A 17353-nucleotide genomic window follows, 5' to 3' on the forward strand; every position below is an offset into this window, starting at 1 on the left:
CGTTCCTCTCTGTTGGTTGCTTTTATGCTTGCGGCTTGCGCCGGTTGATGAAGAAGAAGATCACGATCAGCACCGTTGAGGCGGCGAGGAAAATCGTCGCAATCGCGTTGATTTCCGGCGTCGTCTCACGGCGGATCTGGCCGAGCATGTAGGTGGGTAGCGTGTCCTGCCCGCCGGATTTGACGAATTCGGTGATGACGACGTCATCCAGCGAAATCACGAAGGCGAGCATGAAGCCGGCGATGATGGCAGGCCTCAGCAGCGGAAATGTCACGAAGCGGAAGGCCTGCCAGGGCGTGGCATAGAGATCGGCGGCGGCCCGCTCCAGCGTCAGATCCATGCTTTCCAGCCGTGCCCGGATGGGCAGATAGGCGAAGGGTATGCAGAAGGCCGTATGGGCAAGGATCAGGTAGCCGAGGCCGGAATAGCCGGTCCACACCTTGATGCGCGAAAAGACGATTAGGAGGGCCACGGCCGTAACAATTTCCGGGATCATCAGTGGCTGGTTGATAACAGCGTATTTCGCCGTCAGGCCGCGATAGGGCTCGGTGCGGGTGGTGGCGAGTGCTGCCATGGTTGCGGCGATCGTCGCCAGTCCCGCGGCCCAGAGCGCGATGATGACCGAGCGCATTGCAGCGGCCTGCACCGTGCTGTTCTCCAGCGCCGAGGCGAACCAGCGCAGAGAAAATCCGCCCCATGATGAGAGCGAGTCGCTGGCGTTGAAGGAATAGGCGACCAGCGTCGCGATCGGCAAGTAGAGCGCGAAGAAGGTAAAGAGCGCGATAAAGCCGAAGCCGGGTTGTGAGCGGATGTCGAAGCGACGTTCAGCCATGTCGCACCCCCGACTTTGCCGCGTTGCGGACATAGAAGAGCAGGGCGATCATGACGAGCGCCATCAGCGTGATCGACATGGCGGCGCCCAGCGGCCAGTTGCGGCCGGCACCGAACTGCAGCTCGATCAGGTTGCCCAGCATAAGGTTCTTGCCACCGCCGAGCACGCGCGGAATGACATAGGCCCCGAGCGAGGGAATGAAGACCAGGATGGAGCCGGCAATCAGGCCGGGCTTCACCAGCGGAATGACGATCCGCCAGAGCACCTGCAGACGGTTGGCGTAGAGGTCGTATCCGGCCTCGACCAGCCGGAAATCCAGCTTCTCGATCGAGGCATAGAGCGGCAGCACCATCAGCGGCAGATAGACATAGGTCATGCCGAGCAGGGTGGCGGTGTCGGTGTAGATGATCTGCAGCGGCGTATCGATGATGCCGAGCCAGATCAGCAGGTTGTTGAGAATGCCCTCGTTGCGGATGACCTGCTGCATGGCGAAGGTGCGGATCAGGAGGTTGGTCCAGAAGGGAATGGTGATGAGGAAAACCCAGATTTCTCGGGTGCGGGCCGGGCGGGTCGCGATGAAATAGGCGGTCGGGAAGCCCAGGATCAGGGTGAAGAGCGTCGTGTAGAGCGAGAGCTTGATCGAGCGCCAGAAGATCGCCAGATGCGCGTCGGCGATGCCCAGCGTGTCGTCGAAGATATCGCGCTGCATGAAGACCGAGGTCCAGCCTTCGAGCGAAAAGACGCCGAATTTCACATCGCCGTAGTCGCCCTTTTCGAGGAAGGAATAGAGCACCATCACCAGCAGCGGGCCGAGGGCTGCGACGAAGATGATGACAAGCGCCGGGAGGCTCAGGAACCAGCGGTTTCGGATGTCGCGCGATTTGGCATTTTCAGGGGCCGTCTTGATCGCGCTCATGGTCAATCCCTCAGGATTTGCGCGACATCATGGCTGACCATGATGCCGACATGTTGGCCCTCGACCAGCCCGCAACTGCCGCTGCGGCTGTTTTGCTGGCGAACCGTGAAGAGCGAGCCACCTTCGAGGCGGACATTGATATTGGTGTCCGTTCCCAGATAGACGACGCTTTCGATCGAACCCTGCAGGGTCGCTTCATCTGTCGCGTCGACGATGGCGGCGTGTTCGGGTCGGATGACGATCGTCACCTTGCCTGTCGGCGTTGTGTTGTCCGGGAAGGTCGCAGGGATCTCGCGACCGGAGCGCAGCCTGACGCTTGCCCGGTCGCCCTGGACCGAGGCGACTTCAACCTCAAGGAAGTTTGTCTCGCCGATGAAGTCGGCGACGAAGCGTTCGGCGGGGCGATCATAGATGTCCCAGGGCGAGCCGACCTGGCGAAGGCTGCCCATCGACATGACCGCGATGCGGTCCGACATGGTGAGCGCTTCTTCCTGGTCGTGGGTGACGAAGATGAAGGTGATGCCCGTCTCCGCCTGCACCCGCTTCAACTCGATCTGCATTTCCTTGCGCAGTTTGTAATCGAGGGCCGAGAGCGGCTCGTCGAGTAGCAGCACCTTCGGCTTCGGAGCGAGCGCCCGGGCGAGCGCCACGCGCTGCTGCTGGCCGCCGGAGATCTGGCTCACCTGCCGGTCGCGCATCTGGGTCATGTGCACCAGCTCCAACATCTCGTCGACGCGCGCCTTGATCTCGGCGCTCGGCTTGCCGAGCATCTTCAGGCCGAAGCCGATGTTTTCGGCGACGGTCATATGCGGGAAGAGCGCGTAGGACTGGAAAACGGTGTTGACCGGCCGCCTGAAGGGCGGAAGCGGTGCGATGTCTTCGCCATGGAGCAGGATTTCGCCCGTTGTCGGGAAATCGAAGCCGGCGATCAGCCGCAGAAGCGTGGTCTTGCCGCAGCCGGATGGGCCCAGCAGCGTGAAGAACTCGTTTTCCCTGATTTTGAGGAAGATCCCGTCGAGGGCGGTGACCTTGTCGGGTCCGGTTCCGTAGATGCGGCTGACGCCGCGGATTTCGATGGCTGCCTTGTCAGATGCGGAACTCAAGCCGTGCCCCCTGGCGTTCGGGTTATGCGCGTAGTGCTTTGTTCGACCCTGTGCCCGGCGATCGCAGGTGGCAGGGTGGCGCAGAGGGTATCACGCAAGTCACGTGCCAGCTTCTGGGCATGCTGATCTCTCCCCTTATGGCTTGGTCCAGACCGCTGCCGCTTACGGGCAATACGCCGGATTTCGCCTGATTTCGTCGATGTTCCCGTGTTTCGGAGAAGCAGTTCGACGAGGCCTGCTTCTTCCTCTTTTGTGGCATGTTGCCTCTAATTTGGTCGTTTGACCATTTTTATTTTGGGCAGCTTGAAAGTTTTCCGGAGGCGCATGGCTGGCCTGCGTCGGGCGCTCGGCCCGGCGCTTGACAGTGTCGTGTCGAGAAGCCCATCGTCTCTTTCTGCCCGACCAGAGAGCCCATTTGAACGGAGCCCCGCGTGTCCGAACTGACGTCCCTGTCCCTTGCCGACCTCCGGAAAACCCTCGATGCCGGAGGTCTCTCGGCCGAGGAGGTGATGGAAGCCTATCTCGAGCGGATCGAGAGCCTCAATCACCAGATCAATGCGCTTGTCAGTCTTCGTTCGCGCGAGGCGCTACGTGCCGAGGCCCGGGCGAAGGATGCCGAGCGCAAGCATGGCAGATCCCTCGGGGTCCTGCATGGCGTGCCCGTTGCCATCAAGGATCTTAGCGAGGCGAAGGGCATTCTCTGTACCTATGGCTCGCCGCTCTTCCACGATTATGTGCCCGATTTCGACGACATCCAGGTGGAGCGCATCCGGGCCGCCGGGGCGATCATCATCGGCAAGACAAACACGCCGGAATGGGGCTTCGGCTCGCACAGCTACAATCCTGTCTTTGGCGTGACGCGGAACCCGTGGGATGTCAGCCGTTCGGCGGGCGGATCGAGCGGCGGGGCAGGCGCCGCGCTTGCTGCGCGTCTTGTGCCGGTCGCGGATGGCAGCGACATGATGGGCTCTCTGCGCAATCCAGCCGCCTTCAACAATGTCGTCGGCTTCCGCCCGAGCTTCGGGCGCATCCCCACGCTTCCCGGGCGCGATGCCTATCTCAATCAGCTTGCGACTCTGGGGCCGATGGGCCGCTCTGTCCAGGACGTTGTGACGCTTCTCAACGTGCAATCCGGTTTTGATGCGCGCGATCCGTCTTCTTTCGAGAGCCCGCCGATTTCCCTCGATCCGACGATCCCTGGAAAGGGCGGTCGCATCGGCTGGCTCGGGAACTTCGGTGGACATCTCTCCTTCGAAGCCGGCGTGCTCGAGCTGAACGAAAAAGCGCTCGGTGTCTTCGAACGGTTGGGGTTTGCGGTCGAGCCGATGAAGGTCCACTTCGATATGAACAGGCTCTGGTGGGCCTGGACGACGTTGCGCAGCTACTTCACTGCCGGCAGCATGCGGGACTTCTACGAGGATCCCGGTCGACGCGGGTCGCTGAAGCCGGAGATCCTCTACGAGGTTCGCTCCGGGGTGCGCATCCAGGCGGCAGACGTCTACGAGGCTTCGGCGGTCCGGACGGCCTGGTATCAGGCTGTCATGAAAGCCTTCGAGACCTACGACTACCTGATCGCACCCGCTGCACAGGTCTTTCCCTTCGATGCCGACATTCCCTGGCCGCGCGAAATCGCTGGCAAGCACATGGACACCTATCATCGCTGGATGGAGGTCGTTATTGGCCCCAGCATGGCCGGGCTTCCGGTTGCTGCATTGCCCGCCGGTTTCTCCGCGACTGGCCTGCCCAATGGCTTCCAGCTGATCGGGCGACCGAGGGCGGATCAGGCGGTGCTGTCCGTTGCCTCAGCTTATGAGGCGGCGACCGACTGGCTCGCGCGTGTGCCGCCGCTTGTTTCCGGGACCGCGGGATAAATCGCCGTGCCGCTTGAAGCGCGACATGATTTGGTCCAACGATTCCGAAACAGTCGCAGTGTTTGACCTCTTTCCCCGCCCGGGTTTTCTGCCTGGACGCTACTTCTGGATCCTTCTTCATGAACCTAGTTTTTGACGGCCACAACGATGTTCTCCTGCGTCTCTGGCGCAGTCGCAGCGAGGGCCGCAATCCGGTCGCAGAATTCCGCAACGGCACGAGCGCCGGGCATATCGATGCACCGCGCGCGCGGAAGGGCGGGCTCGCCGGCGGCCTCTGCGCCATCTACATCCCGTCGCCGCATGACTTCAATCTGCGCGAACCGGATGCAAACGGGCATTATTCCACGCCACTCGATCCGCCGCTCGATCGGGCCTCGTCCCTCGACATCGCGCTGCAGATGGCGGCAATTGCCCATCGGCTCGATCAGGACGGCAGCTGGCGGTTGTGCCGGACGACGGCCGAAATCCGCCAGGCCATGGCGGACAACGTCTTTGCCGCTGTCCTGCACATGGAGGGCTGTGAGGCGATCGATGCGGATCTCGAGACGCTCGAAGTCTTCTATGCCGCGGGGCTTCGTTCGCTTGGACCGGTCTGGAGCCGCCACAACATCTTCGGGCACGGCGTGCCCTTTGCCTATCCGAGTTCGCCCGATACCGGACCCGGCCTGACCCGCGCTGGTGAAGATCTGATCCGGGCCTGCAACCGGCTCGGCATCCTGATCGATCTCGCCCATATCACCGAGAAGGGTTTCTGGGATGTCGAGCGTTTGAGTGATCAGCCGTTGATCGCCAGCCATTCCAATGTCCATGCGTTGACGCCCGTTGCCCGCAACCTGACGGACCGGCAGATGGATGCGATCAAGGCAAGCCACGGGCTCGTCGGTCTCAACTATGCCGTCACCATGCTCCGGCCTGATGGCCGCGACGATGCGGAGACCTCGCTTGCGACCATGGTCAGCCATATCGACTATCTCGTCGACCGCATGGGGATCGACTGCGTGGCGCTGGGGTCCGATTTCGACGGCGCGACGATCCCGAATGTGATCGGCGACGCTACCGGCAACCAGCGGCTCGTGACGGCGCTTAAGGAGCGCGGCTACGGTCCTTCAGACCTAGACAAGATCTGCCGAGAGAACTGGCTTCGGGTGCTGGCATCTGCCTGGCACGAGTAAGCCAGGTCGTTTCCCTGGTCAGGCGACCCGGTTGCCGGAGCGCCAGGCCGACTTGACGAAGGGCTGCCCGTCCTGCAGGTCGACGCGGATCAGATCGGCCTTCAGCCCGGTTTCGATCGCGCCGCGATCGGGGAGGTTGCCGGCGAGCGCCGGGCTGCGCGTCACCATGGCAACGGCGCTCGGCAGGTCGTAGTCGAGGCCGGGATCAGCCGAAATCATGAAGGCGGCGTCGAGCATCGAGCGCGGCACATAATCCGAGGCGAGGATGTCGACAAGCCGCGCCGCGAGCAGGTCGCGGACCGCTACATTGCCCGACTGCGAGCCGCCGCGCACGAGGTTCGGAGCGCCAGCTACGATCATCATGCCGGCGGACCGTGCCGCTTCGGCCGCTTCCATCGAGCAGGGGAATTCGGAGATCGACACGCCCTCGGCGATGCCCTCCTCGATATGCGCCACATCGGTGTCGTCATGGCTCATCAGCGGCATGGCGCGCGACCGGGCTAGCGCGACAACCTCTGGACGGGTGCTCGCGGCAAACTGGCTTTTCTCGGCAACGAGCACCTTGATCTTCTCGCGCACCAGTTCCGGGCTCTCGCCTGTTGATTTGCAGGCTCGGTGGACATAGGCCTCGATGTCACGGCTCTGGCGAATTCCGGGCAGGTGTTCCATCACCGAGATGACGCGCACGATCTCGCGGTCGATATGCTCGGCCGTCAGTTGCGGGGTGACCAGGTCTGTCAGTTCGCAGCGCAGGTGCACCAGGTGTTCGGCCCTGAACATGCCTGAGTTTTGCGCCTGCTCCAGCGCCTCGATCATCGGCTTCAGGATTTCGGCCCGCTCCGGATTGTCGGTGGTCGCCCCGACGCAAAGGCTGTCGAAGACGGTCGTCACGCCGCCGCCGATAATCTGGGCGTCGTGGGCGAGCGCTGCGCGCATGAAATCCCAGCGCACATGGGCGCGGGGATAGAGGTGCTTCTCGAAATGGTCGGTGTGGATGTCGACAAGGCCGGGCAGGAGATAGTCGCCGGCGAAGTCGAGCGCATCGGTATGGCGCGACGGTCCCTCATGGATTTCGACAATCAGGCCGTTTTCGATGACCACCGAACCATGCAGCACATGGCTTGGGGTCACAACGCGGGCATTGGAGAGGATCAGGGCCTCGCCGCGGGCCGCTTCATGGGCTTCACCCGTCGCATCCGTCTGTCGCAGCATGAGCGTCATCTCCATCCGCTTTCAATCGAAGCGTCTCTAGGCGCGTTTCATGACGCTTTGGTGTCAGCGGCGGCGGATCGTCCTATCCGATGAGCCTGAGGCAGTCGTCGGCAATCACCTGTTCCTCGTCGGTCGCGATGACCCGGATCGTTACCCGGCTTTCCTCGCGCGAGATGACGGCCTCGTTGCGGTCGTTCGCCTCACTGTCCAGGAGCAGGCCGAGGAAGCGCAGGCGCTCGACCACCGAACGGCGGATCGTCGGCTGGTTCTCGCCGATGCCGGCGGTGAAGACCAGCGTATCCAGGCCACCGAGCGAAGCAGCGAGCCTTGCCACCTCCCCTGCGATGCGGAAGGTGAAGACATCGAGTGCCTCGCAGGCTTCCTTCGAAGGGGTCTCCAGCAACACCCGGCTGTCGGCGCTGATGCCGGAGAGACCGAGCAGGCCCGACTGCTTGTAGATCATCTCCTCGACCTGTTTGACGCTCAGCCCATGGGCGTCCATCAGATGGAAGAGCACGCCCGGATCGATCGCGCCGGAGCGGGTCGCCATGGGCACGCCGTCAATGGTGGAAAAGCCCATGGAGGTGTCGCGGCTGATCCCGTGGTCCAGCGCGCAAAGGCTCGCACCGGAGCCGAGATGGGCGACGACGGCGCGGCCGCCTGCCGTTTCCAGTTCGAGCCTCTTCAGGGCACCCGCGACATAGGCATAGGAGAGGCCGTGAAAGCCGTAGCGCTTGACGCCCTTGTCGAACCATTCGCGCGGGATGGCGAAGCGCCTGACGGTGTCGGACTGCGTGCGGTGGAACGCGGTGTCGAAGGAGGCGGTCTGGGGGAGGCCGGGCTTCAGTTCAGCGATGGCGCGGATAAGGCGCAGGTTCTGCGGCTGGTGGAGAGGTGCCAGCGTCACCAGGCTCTCGATTGCGGTGAGGCCCTCCTCGTCGACGATTGCAGCATCTGCGAAGCGATCGCCACCATGGACAACGCGGTGACCGACGGCCGAGACGGCGTCGAGATCGTAGTGTTCTCCGAGCCAGTCAAAGACCTCTTCCAACACGTCGTGCAGCAGGTCATCGGTCTTTGCCACGAGCGGTACGTCGAAGACTTGTGGCCCCTCGACAAGATGGAAGGTCAGCGGCTCTGCGCGGAAGTCGATCACGCCCTTGCCGATGCGTCTGGCGCCTTGGGCCTCGCGGGCGAATATGCCGATCTTCACCGTCGAAGAGCCGGCATTGAAGGTCAGCAACAGTTTCTGCCTCATGCCTTGTCCCCGAGCGCTGCCGCACGCTTGGCAGCGACGAGTTTTGCCAGAGCTGCCGATGCGATGCGGACCCTGAGGCTATCAGAGCGACTGGTCAGGATGATCGGCACGTGCGCGCCGAGCACCAGACCAGCTGCATCGGCATTGGCGAAATAGAGGAGCTGTTTGGCCAGCATGTTGCCGGCTTCGAGATCGGGCACCAGCAGGATGTCGGCGTCGCCGGCGACGGGCGAAATGATGCCCTTGGTGCGGGCGGCTTCCATGCTGATCGCATTGTCGAAGGCGAGCGGACCGTCGACCTTGGCACCCTTGATCTGGCCGCGGGCGGCCATGACGGTCAAGGCCGCGGCCTCAAGCGTTGCCGGCATCTTGTCGTTAACCGTCTCGACCGCAGCGAGGACTGCGACCTTGGGTTCGGCGACGCCGAGCATATGCATGAGATCGACTGCGTTCTGGCAGATGTCGCGCTTGTGTTCGAGGGTGGGGGCGATGTTGATCGCGGCGTCCGTGACGATCAGCAGCTTGGAATAGGCCGGCACATCCATGACATAGACATGGCTGACGCGGCGCTCGGTCCTGAGGCCCGAACCGCCACCGACGACGGCGGCCAGAAGCTCGTCGGAATGCAGGCTGCCTTTCATCACCGAGCCGACCTTGCCGGCAACGGCGAGTTCGACGGCAAGGGCCGCTGCCGCATGGCTGTGTTCAGTCGACATGATCTCGAAGCCATCAATCGAGATGCCGGCCTTTGCGGCGGCCGCGCGGATTTTCGCCTCCGGGCCGATCAGGATCGGGTCGAGCAGACCTTCGTCGCGGATTTCGACGGCACCCTCGATGGCTTCCGGCGAGCAGGGATGCACAAGGGCGGTTCGCACCATCGGCAGGCTGCGGGCCTCGGCCACGATCGCATCGAAGCGGTCGTGGCGCTGCAGCGAGACATCGGGAGCTGCGTTTTCCGACCAGCTGATGCGTTCGACCGGCGCCCGCACACGGGCCTTGCCGGCCAAAACGGGCTCGCCGTTCTGGTTGACGCAGCGGGTGTCGAAGATCAGGGTCCGGCCATCGCTCTCCTTGGTCATCAGGGTCACCGTCGCGGTGATGCGGTCGCCGGTCGCGATGTCCCTCCAGAACTCCAGATCCTGGCCGAGATACACTGTTCCGGGGCCGGGAAGGCGGGTGTCGAGGACAGCCGAGATCATGCCGGCCGGGATCAGTGACTGGCCGAGCGGCACTGGGTTGTTGTCGCCGGAGAGTGCGGCAAAGAGTTCGATATCATCGGGGCCAATCACGCGTGTGATGCTGGCGGCATCGCCGAGCTTCAGCTCGTCGAACATGCGGTTGGTGAGGACTGGTCTTTCCATGTCGCTTTCATCTTCCATTGTCGAACCGTCCTCCCCCGATCCGTTTATCTTGCGGATGATCTGCGTCATGCGCGTGACCAACCTTGGCGGGCAATCTCTGCGGCGAAGGGTGCACTGTCCTTGACTTGGGTCAAGGGCGGGTTCGACGAAGGTGGTGGGAGGGAGATCAGGTCACCTTGTGCTGCGCGGTACCCCTTCTGTCGGCTCTGTCGACATCTCCCCCACACGGGGGGAGAGTGGCCGCTGACCGCTCTGCCAGCCACACTGCTGTCCGCAGGGAGCCGAGATCACCCCCATTTGTCCCGCCAGGCCGGCTGCGCATCCGCGTAAGGCAGGGCGACGGCCTCGAACACGCCGCGCGCGATCGCCCGGGCCGTCACCAGCGTTGCCAGATGGCAGAGCTCCATGAGGTCGGCCTGACTGCTGCGTGCGCGTCTTCCCGTCGAGGCAGTAAGCATCGTGTCGCCGTCGGAGGGTAGATGGGCCGGCAGTACGGCCCGGGCGAGGCCGTCATGGGCGGCGATCGACAGGCGATGAAGCTCGGGCTTCGAGAGCGCGCAATCGGTCACGACGGCGCCGATGGTGGTTGCCGTCAGTCGCAGCCCCTTGATGCGCATGGCCCGATCTTCAACGGTCACATGAGCGGGCTGGCCAAGACCACCGAATTCCTCCCCCTCCTCGAAAGGGGCAGCCCAGAAATGCGGACCGTCACCAACCATGACTGAACCCATCGCATTGACGGCCACCAGCGCGGCGATTGTGTGGCCCGACGACGAAATGGCGCTGGCCGAGCCCAGGCCACCCTTGAAATTGGCCGTCGTCGCACCCGTTCCGGCGCCAATAGTGCCGAGCGGGAAGGCCCCTTTCGCCGCGTTCTCAAAGGCCTTATAGCCGAGATCGCGATAGGGAGCATGCAGGCCCCAGTCCTTAGCTCCGCCATTGAGCAGATCCATCAGGATCGCCTGCGGCACGATTGGCACGCGCACCGACCCGACTGCAAAGCCTCGTCCGGCAGCGCGCAGGCCCGATTGCACGCCGCCCGCCGCATCCAGCCCGAAGGCCGAGCCCCCCGAGAGCACGAAGGCATCGACCTGTTGCACTGTCATGGAGGGATCGAGCAGCGTCACGTCGCGTCCACCGGGCGCGCCGCCGAGCACGGTTCCAGACGCTGTTGCCGGTTCGTCGAAGACAATCACGGTGACGCCGGAGCCGAGGGTGAGGTCTGTCGCATGGCCGACGGCCAGACCGTCGATGTCGGTCAGAAGGTTGAGCGGGCCTTGGGGCATGGGGCATGTCTCCAGATGTGCGGGCGGAGAGTGGCGGGGGTGGGCGACAAGATCAAGGCGGTTTTGGTGAGTAAGCTGATCGGCTCAAAGCCTGTGCCGTGCGGCTATGGCCTCTCATCCGCCTCCTGAACCTGTCGAAGGGCGGCACCTTCTCCCCGCAGGCGGTAGAGAAGACCGAGACGCTAACCGCGCCTGCCTCCCTCTCCCCGCCTGCGGGAAGAGGGTAGGGTGAGGGGCGGTGCCAGGCCCTCGGCGCGAGCGAACCGCCGCTGTCCGGAAAGGGAAGTATGGAACAACTCCGACCCGTCCACATTTGCTTCCCGCGACCCGGTTGACGCACGCGCCTTGCAACGCGATGTAGCCTCAACGCCAACGATCAGGATCTTGCCCATGCAGCGCATCAAGCGCCATCTCACCCGCATCGTCTCGGTCGCCGAAGCCCGCGTCTGGCTGACCGCGCTGGTGGCGGCGCTTGTTGCCTATCTGCTGTTCGAACTGACGGGGGAAGTGCTGGAAGGCGAGACGCGTGCCTTCGACGAGAGCGTGCTGCTGATGTTGCGTGATACATCTGATCTCAGCATGCCGGTCGGTCCCGCCTGGCTCACCAAGGTGATGGTCGACATCACGGCGCTTGGCGGCGTGACCGTGCTGACATTGCTCGTGACCCTGGTCGTCACCTATCTGGCTCTGCGTCGCAAATTCCGCACGGCCGCTTTCGTCACCGTTTCGATCCTCGGCGGGTGGGCCTTGAGCAGCGCGATGAAGCTTGGCATCGCAAGACCACGGCCGGAGGTGGTGCAGCATCTGGTCGAGGTGTCGGACATGAGCTTTCCGAGCGGCCACGCCATGCTGTCGGCGATTACCTACCTGACGCTCGGCGCTATGCTGTCGCGCATAGAAGAGCAGCCGTCGCTGCGTTACTTCTTCCCGCTCGTTGCGGTGTTCCTCACCCTGATCATCGGCCTCAGCCGCATCTATCTCGGGGTGCATTACCCGACTGACGTGCTCGGTGGCTGGGCGGCAGGAACGGTCTGGGCATGTGCCAGCTGGTTTGCGGCGAGAAGGGTGTTGGGAAGGCCAAGTGGGCGCTAATGCGCCCACTTGGGGTTACCCTCAGTGTTTCAGCGCCTTCGGATCGAGCGCATCGCGGATCGCGTCGCCGATATAGTTGACGCTCAGCACCGTCAGCGAGATCGCAAGGCCCGGCCACAAGACGCGGGACGGGTTGATCTGCAGGAAGTTGGCGCCGTCGAACAGTAGACGGCCCCAGGTGGGGAAGTCCGGCGGGAAGCCGAGCCCCAGGAATGAGAGCGCGGACTCGGTGATGATGGCGGTGGCGATGCCGAGCGTCGCCGAGACCATGATCGAAGACATCACGTTGGGCAGGATGTGCTTGATGATGATGCGGTGCTCGCGCATGCCGCTCGATTTCGCCGCCAGGATGAATTCCTGGCTCTTGATCGCCAATACGTCGCCGCGCACGATGCGGGCCGTGTGCATCCAGCTGGTGATGCCGATGACGAAGACGATCAGGATGAAGATGCCGGTTTCCGGGCCGAAGGCGGTGCGCAACGTGTCGCGGAACAACATGATGATCACCAGCAGCAGCGGCAGGAGCGGCAGCGCCAGGAAGAGGTCGGTCAGACGCATCAGAGGGCCGTCGAGCTTGCGGGAGTAGCCTGACAAGACCCCGACCAGCGTGCCGACGACCAGGGCCAGCAACATGGCCGCCATGCCGACGGCGAGCGAGATCTGGCCACCGGCGAGAACCTGGGCCAGCATGTCGCGGCCAAGGTTGTCTGTGCCGAAGGGATGCTCCCAGGACGGCCCCTGGTTCTTGGCACGGATGTCGAGTTTCGCCGGATCGATCGTGTGGATGTAGGGGCCGATGAAGACGGCGGCGACGATGAAGACGAAGACGATCAGGCCGGCAACGCCACCCTTGTGGGCGCGGAACTGGCGCCAGAGCATGGGCCAGAAGCTGCCGCTCTGAGGTCTTGTCTGTGGAGCCGGTGCACCGGTCGTCGCGATTGCGGCATCACTCATAGCGGATCCTCGGATCGAGTATGCCGTAGAGAACGTCGGCAATCAGGTTGAAGAGCACGATCAGGATCGCGAAGATGAAGGTCAGGGTCTGCACGAGCGGGATGTCGGCGCCCTGGATCGCAGTGATCAGCAACTGCCCCAGACCATTCACGCGGAAGACCTGCTCGGTGATGATGGCCCCGGAGAAGATCGTGGGAACGCCGAGCGCGATCACAGTCACGACCGGGATCAGGCTGTTGCGCAGGACATGCACGAGCAGCACGATCTTTTCCTTGACGCCCTTGGCACGGGCGGTGCGGACATAATCCATGTTCAGGTTGTCGAGCATGGAGGCGCGCACGAAGCGGCTGATCTGCGAGACGTTGAACAGCGTCAGCACCAGGACGGGCAAGAACATCTGCTTCACCTGGAGCACGAAGCTGTCCCAGCTGTTGACCACCAGTGTGGTGTCGTAGATCGACGGGAACCACTGGAGCCAGGAGGAGAAGACGACGATCAGCAGGACGCCGGTGAAGAAGGTCGGCACGGAGTAGCCGACCATCGAGACGAAGGTGCCGATCTGGTCGAACCAGGAATACTGGCGATAGGCGGAGATGACGCCGATCGGGATCGCGATCAAGACGCCGAAGAGGTAGGAGAGACCGACGACCCAGAGCGTCTGTGGCAGACGCTGGACGATCAGGTCAACCACGGGGCTGCGGGTCGCCCAGGAAAGCACGCGCATGCGCTCGCCGGAGCCGACGGTGATGCCGGTGATCTGTTCGAAGATGTTCAACGGTTCATTGATGAAGAACTGCTGCAGCCATTTGAAATAGCGAATGATGAAGGGCTGATCGAGGCCCATGGCCAGCCGGATCTGCTCGCGCACTTCGGGCGGAATGGTGAGCGGCAGGTCGCCCAACGGGTCGCTCGGTGCAAGGTCGAGCAGGGCAAAAATTATGAAACTGATGGCCAGTAGCGTCGGGACTGCGAACAGCAGTCGCCGTACGGTGAAGGTAAACATCGGCTGGTCTCCAGACTGTCGGCAAAAATGCGAACGCCGGGCCCGCCCGTGAAGGCAGGCCCGGCGTGTAGGGCATTACTTAGCGCGCGACCAGTCGGCGACGTTCCAGAGTTCCGAATCCCAGGCGTTCATCTTCACGCCAAGCAGCGTGTTGTTGACAGCCGACGGCTGACCGCGATGGATAAGCGGGATCTGGGCGACATCGTTGGAGAGCATGTCGTTCAGCTTTTTGGCGATTTCGGCACGCTTTTCGAGCTCGCCGGTCTGGCCGAGTTCCTTCACAAGCGCATCGTATTCCGGGTTGCAGTAGCGGACGATGTTTTCACCCTGCCAGCCATTGGCCGGGTTCGGGATCTTGTCGCACATCCAGCCCGCCATATACTTCTCCGGATCCGTGCCGTCGAAGTTGTTGGTGTACATCTGGATGTCGGCCATGAACTTCTGGAAGGTGTCCGGAGAGGCCGGGTCACCGCCGAAGAAGACGGAAGCCGAGATGTTGCGCAGTTCAACGGAGACGCCGATCTGGCTCCACATGTCCTTGACCAGCGCCTGGGTGCCCTGGCGGACCGAGTTGGTCGAGGTCTGGTAGAGGAAGGAGAGCTTGACGCCGTCCTTCTCGCGGACGCCATCCGAGCCCATGACCCAGCCGGCATCGTCGAGCAGCTTGTTTGCGCCTTCGATGTCCTGCTTCAGGCACCAGTCGACGGCGGTCGAGACATAGATATCCGGAGCGGGCAGGATGTTGCAGGTCGGCTGGCCGTTCGGGCCGTAGCCGGCTTCATCGATGATCTCGCGGTCGATAGCGATCGAGAGCGCGCGGCGCACGGCCGGGTCGGACAGTGCCGGGTGCGGGCCGGCTTCCTTGGTCGAGCGCTTGTCGCCGAGCGAGGGATCGACGCCGTAAGGGTTGATGTCGATACGTTCAACCTGGGTGCCGAAGGCGACTTCGATCTTGCCCTTGCCGGCAGCCATCATCTGGTCGAGGATTTCGGGCTCGACCTGCATGTTCCAGGCGTAGGCGAATTCGCCGGTCTCGAGAACCGAGCGCGCTGCGGAAGCGGCGTCACCGCCACCCTTCAGGGTGACCGAGGCGAAAGCCGGCTTGGCGGCGTCGCGGTAGTTCGGGTTGGCGGTGAAGGTCACGACGTCATTCGGCTTGAATTCGTTGACGACAAAGGGGCCGGTTCCAACAGGGCCAAAGTTTGCGGCCGTGCATTCCGGCGCCTTGGCGCCAAGGCAATCCTTGAACTGGGCTGCCTGGATGAGCGGAGCCTGTGCGCCGACAAAGGCGCTGTAGGGATAGGGCTTGGCATCGGCGAAGGATACCTTGATGGTGGAGGCGTCAACGGCTTCCACATTGGTCACGCCTTCGAAATAGGCGCCCTGGGCGCAGCCGCCGTCCGGTGCCGTGCAGTATTTCCAGGTGAAGATTGCGTCTTCGGCCGTAACGGCCGAGCCGTCGGACCATTTCAGGTCAGGCTTCAGCTTCCAGGTGATGCTCTTGAAATCGGCTGCTACGCCGCCGTTTTCAACAGTCGGGATTTCCGTGGCCAACATCGGCACCAGTGCGCCGGTCTCGTCGTAGCGGGCGAGCGGCTCGATGACCATCGAGGCTGCGTAAACTTCCTTGGTTCCCCCCGACAGATACGGGTTCATCGTCGAGACGGCCTGCCAGAAGATGATCTTCAGGTCGCCGTCCGTGCCGCGTTCGGCCATTGCCGGCGCTGCCGTCAGCGCGAAAGCGGCAGCCGACGCCGCCAGCATCATTTTGCGAGTGTTCATGTGCTCATTCCCCATTATTTTTGTTTGCAGGCATGATGGAAGACCGATCTGCCGGCCAGCGATGTGGCCAGCCCATTCGCGAAATGTCAACCACCTATCTTCTTGGTATTGCAGGAAAGTTTTCCAATCTGAGGCGCTCCGCAGAGTCGCGCAATGCGTTCCCGAACAGCGCAGTATCTGTCGGGTTGGCTAAAATTTAGGCCATGTAATCACAAGCCTATTTTCCATGCAAGACGGAATTTTGCGGCTTGCCAAAGCTGCGCATCGCGGCACAGTATGCGCGAAATCCTGCGGGGAACAACGACAAAAAGAGGTTACTTCATGCCAGTGCTCAACCGCGCCAGCGAACTCCAGCCCGAAGTCGCTGAGTGGCGCCGCCATCTGCACCAGAATCCCGAACTCCTGTTCGACGTGCATGGCACAGCGGCCTTCGTGGCCGAGAAGCTCGAGGAATTCGGCTGCGACGTAATCGAAACCGGGATCGGTCGGACCGGCGTGGTCGCGATCATCAAGGGCAATCGCGGCGATGGGCCGGTCGTCGGCTTCCGTGCCGACATGGATGCACTGCCGATCCACGAAATGTCCGGCAAGGCCTGGGCCTCCAAGACGCCCGGCAAGATGCATGCCTGCGGCCATGATGGCCACACGGCCATGCTGCTCGGTGCGGCCAAATATCTCGCCGAGACCCGCAATTTCCGCGGATCGATCGCCGTGATCTTCCAGCCGGCCGAAGAGGGCGGCGGTGGCGCGCGCGAGATGGTCGCCGATGGCATGATGGAGAAATTCGGCATCCGCCAGGTCTATGGCATGCATAACCATCCCGGCATGGCGGTCGGCACATTTGCCACCAAGAAGGGACCGGTCATGGCCGCTGCCGACCAGTTTGACATCGTGGTGGAAGGCCGAAGCGGTCATGCCGCCCAGCCGCACAAGAGCATTGATCCGGTGTTGGCGGCTTCACAGGTGGTTGTGGCACTGCAGTCGATTGCCGCCCGCGAGACAGATCCGCTTGGCTCAGTGGTTGTCACCGTGACGAAGATCCACGGGGGCGATGCCTATAACGTCATTCCCGATGCCGTAACCTTGTCCGGTACCGTTCGCACGCTGATGCCGGACATGCGCGACATGGCCGAGGCCCGAATCGGCGAGATTGCGTCCGGCGTCGCGATGGCCATGGGGGGCAAGGCGACGTTGCGCTATCACCGCGGTTATCCAGTCACCGTCAACCATGAACCGGAGACCGAGTTCGCGCTCGATATCATGCGCAAGGTGGCCGGGGACCATGCCGTCAGCGATGCCTTCCCGCCGGCGATGGGTGCTGAGGATTTTTCCTACATGCTCGAAGCGCGGCCCGGCTCGTTCGTCTTTATCGGCAATGGCAATACGGCCAACCTGCACAACTCCGCCTATGACTTTAACGACGAGGTGATTCCCTATGGCATCAGCTACTGGGTGACGCTTGCCGAAACGGCACTCGCCGCCTGATTGCACGACCACATCTCGACACAGAT

At 62.9% G+C, this 17353-nt stretch carries 14 protein-coding genes; 4 read left to right on the forward strand and 10 right to left on the reverse strand.

Annotated features, from left to right (window positions below; translation table 11 throughout):
• Positions 1-22: 22 nt before the first annotated feature.
• From BSY240_RS18910 to BSY240_RS18920, 3 genes are read right to left on the reverse strand one after another with little or no spacing between them, the layout of a single operon-like run.
• A complete protein-coding gene (locus BSY240_RS18910) occupies positions 23-832 on the reverse strand; it encodes an ABC transporter permease (RefSeq protein ID WP_069043342.1) in 810 nt (269 codons plus the stop codon).
• Positions 825-1748 carry an ABC transporter permease gene (locus tag BSY240_RS18915; protein ID WP_054147960.1) on the reverse strand — a complete coding sequence of 308 codons (924 nt, stop codon included), beginning with the start codon at positions 1746-1748 and terminating at the stop codon, positions 825-827. Before BSY240_RS18915 ends, BSY240_RS18910 begins: the two co-directional genes overlap by 8 nt.
• Before the next feature lie 2 nt (positions 1749-1750).
• Positions 1751-2851 carry an ABC transporter ATP-binding protein gene (locus BSY240_RS18920; RefSeq protein ID WP_069043343.1) on the reverse strand — a complete coding sequence of 367 codons (1101 nt, stop codon included), beginning with the start codon at positions 2849-2851 and terminating at the stop codon, positions 1751-1753.
• A 431-nt stretch (positions 2852-3282) separates the two neighbouring features.
• On the opposite strand from BSY240_RS18920, the gene BSY240_RS18925 reads away from it, so the two are divergent.
• Positions 3283-4722, forward strand: coding sequence for an amidase (locus BSY240_RS18925; RefSeq protein ID WP_069043344.1), 1440 nt, complete (start codon positions 3283-3285; stop codon positions 4720-4722).
• A 119-nt stretch (positions 4723-4841) separates the two neighbouring features.
• Positions 4842-5894 carry a dipeptidase gene (locus tag BSY240_RS18930; RefSeq protein ID WP_069043345.1) on the forward strand — a complete coding sequence of 351 codons (1053 nt, stop codon included), beginning with the start codon at positions 4842-4844 and terminating at the stop codon, positions 5892-5894.
• Positions 5895-5912: 18 nt separating this feature from the next.
• Here the strand turns inward: BSY240_RS18930 and BSY240_RS18935 are convergent, their stop codons facing one another.
• The 4 genes from BSY240_RS18935 to BSY240_RS18950 form a co-directional block, all read right to left on the reverse strand.
• A complete protein-coding gene (locus BSY240_RS18935; protein ID WP_069044055.1) occupies positions 5913-7106 on the reverse strand; it encodes an alpha-D-ribose 1-methylphosphonate 5-triphosphate diphosphatase in 1194 nt (397 codons plus the stop codon).
• Positions 7107-7188: 82 nt separating this feature from the next.
• Positions 7189-8364: an acetate/propionate family kinase gene (locus tag BSY240_RS18940; protein WP_069043346.1), complete on the reverse strand. Its 1176-nt coding sequence runs from the start codon at positions 8362-8364 to the stop codon at positions 7189-7191.
• Positions 8361-9725: a bifunctional enoyl-CoA hydratase/phosphate acetyltransferase gene (locus BSY240_RS18945; protein WP_069044056.1), complete on the reverse strand. Its 1365-nt coding sequence runs from the start codon at positions 9723-9725 to the stop codon at positions 8361-8363. The genes BSY240_RS18940 and BSY240_RS18945 overlap by 4 nt, the downstream gene beginning before the upstream one ends.
• 287 nt (positions 9726-10012) lie before the next feature.
• Positions 10013-11011: a P1 family peptidase gene (locus BSY240_RS18950; protein WP_069043347.1), complete on the reverse strand. Its 999-nt coding sequence runs from the start codon at positions 11009-11011 to the stop codon at positions 10013-10015.
• Between the two features lie 390 nt (positions 11012-11401).
• Between BSY240_RS18950 and BSY240_RS18955 the strand changes: the two genes are divergently transcribed.
• Positions 11402-12103, forward strand: a complete 702-nt coding sequence (locus BSY240_RS18955) for a phosphatase PAP2 family protein (protein ID WP_054147966.1) — start codon at positions 11402-11404, stop codon at positions 12101-12103.
• 21 nt (positions 12104-12124) lie between these two features.
• Here the strand turns inward: BSY240_RS18955 and BSY240_RS18960 are convergent, their stop codons facing one another.
• The 3 genes from BSY240_RS18960 to BSY240_RS18970 form a co-directional block, all read right to left on the reverse strand.
• Entirely contained in the window at positions 12125-13057 is a 933-nt protein-coding gene (locus BSY240_RS18960; RefSeq protein ID WP_069043348.1) for an ABC transporter permease, read from the reverse strand.
• Positions 13050-14060 (reverse strand): ABC transporter permease, encoded by a 1011-nt coding sequence (locus BSY240_RS18965; protein ID WP_054147968.1) that lies wholly within the window; start codon positions 14058-14060, stop codon positions 13050-13052. The genes BSY240_RS18960 and BSY240_RS18965 overlap by 8 nt, the downstream gene beginning before the upstream one ends.
• Before the next feature lie 75 nt (positions 14061-14135).
• The gene (locus BSY240_RS18970; protein ID WP_069043349.1) at positions 14136-15842 is read right to left on the reverse strand and encodes a peptide ABC transporter substrate-binding protein; all 1707 of its coding nucleotides are present in this window, start codon (positions 15840-15842) and stop codon (positions 14136-14138) included.
• A gap of 321 nt (positions 15843-16163) precedes the next feature.
• On the opposite strand from BSY240_RS18970, the gene BSY240_RS18975 reads away from it, so the two are divergent.
• On the forward strand, positions 16164-17327 hold the full coding sequence (locus tag BSY240_RS18975) for a M20 aminoacylase family protein (protein WP_069043350.1): 1164 nt from the start codon (positions 16164-16166) through the stop codon (positions 17325-17327).
• The last annotated feature ends 26 nt before the right edge of the window (positions 17328-17353 follow it).

The sequence above is a fragment of the Agrobacterium sp. RAC06 genome (assembly GCF_001713475.1).
GTDB lineage: Bacteria > Pseudomonadota > Alphaproteobacteria > Rhizobiales > Rhizobiaceae > Allorhizobium.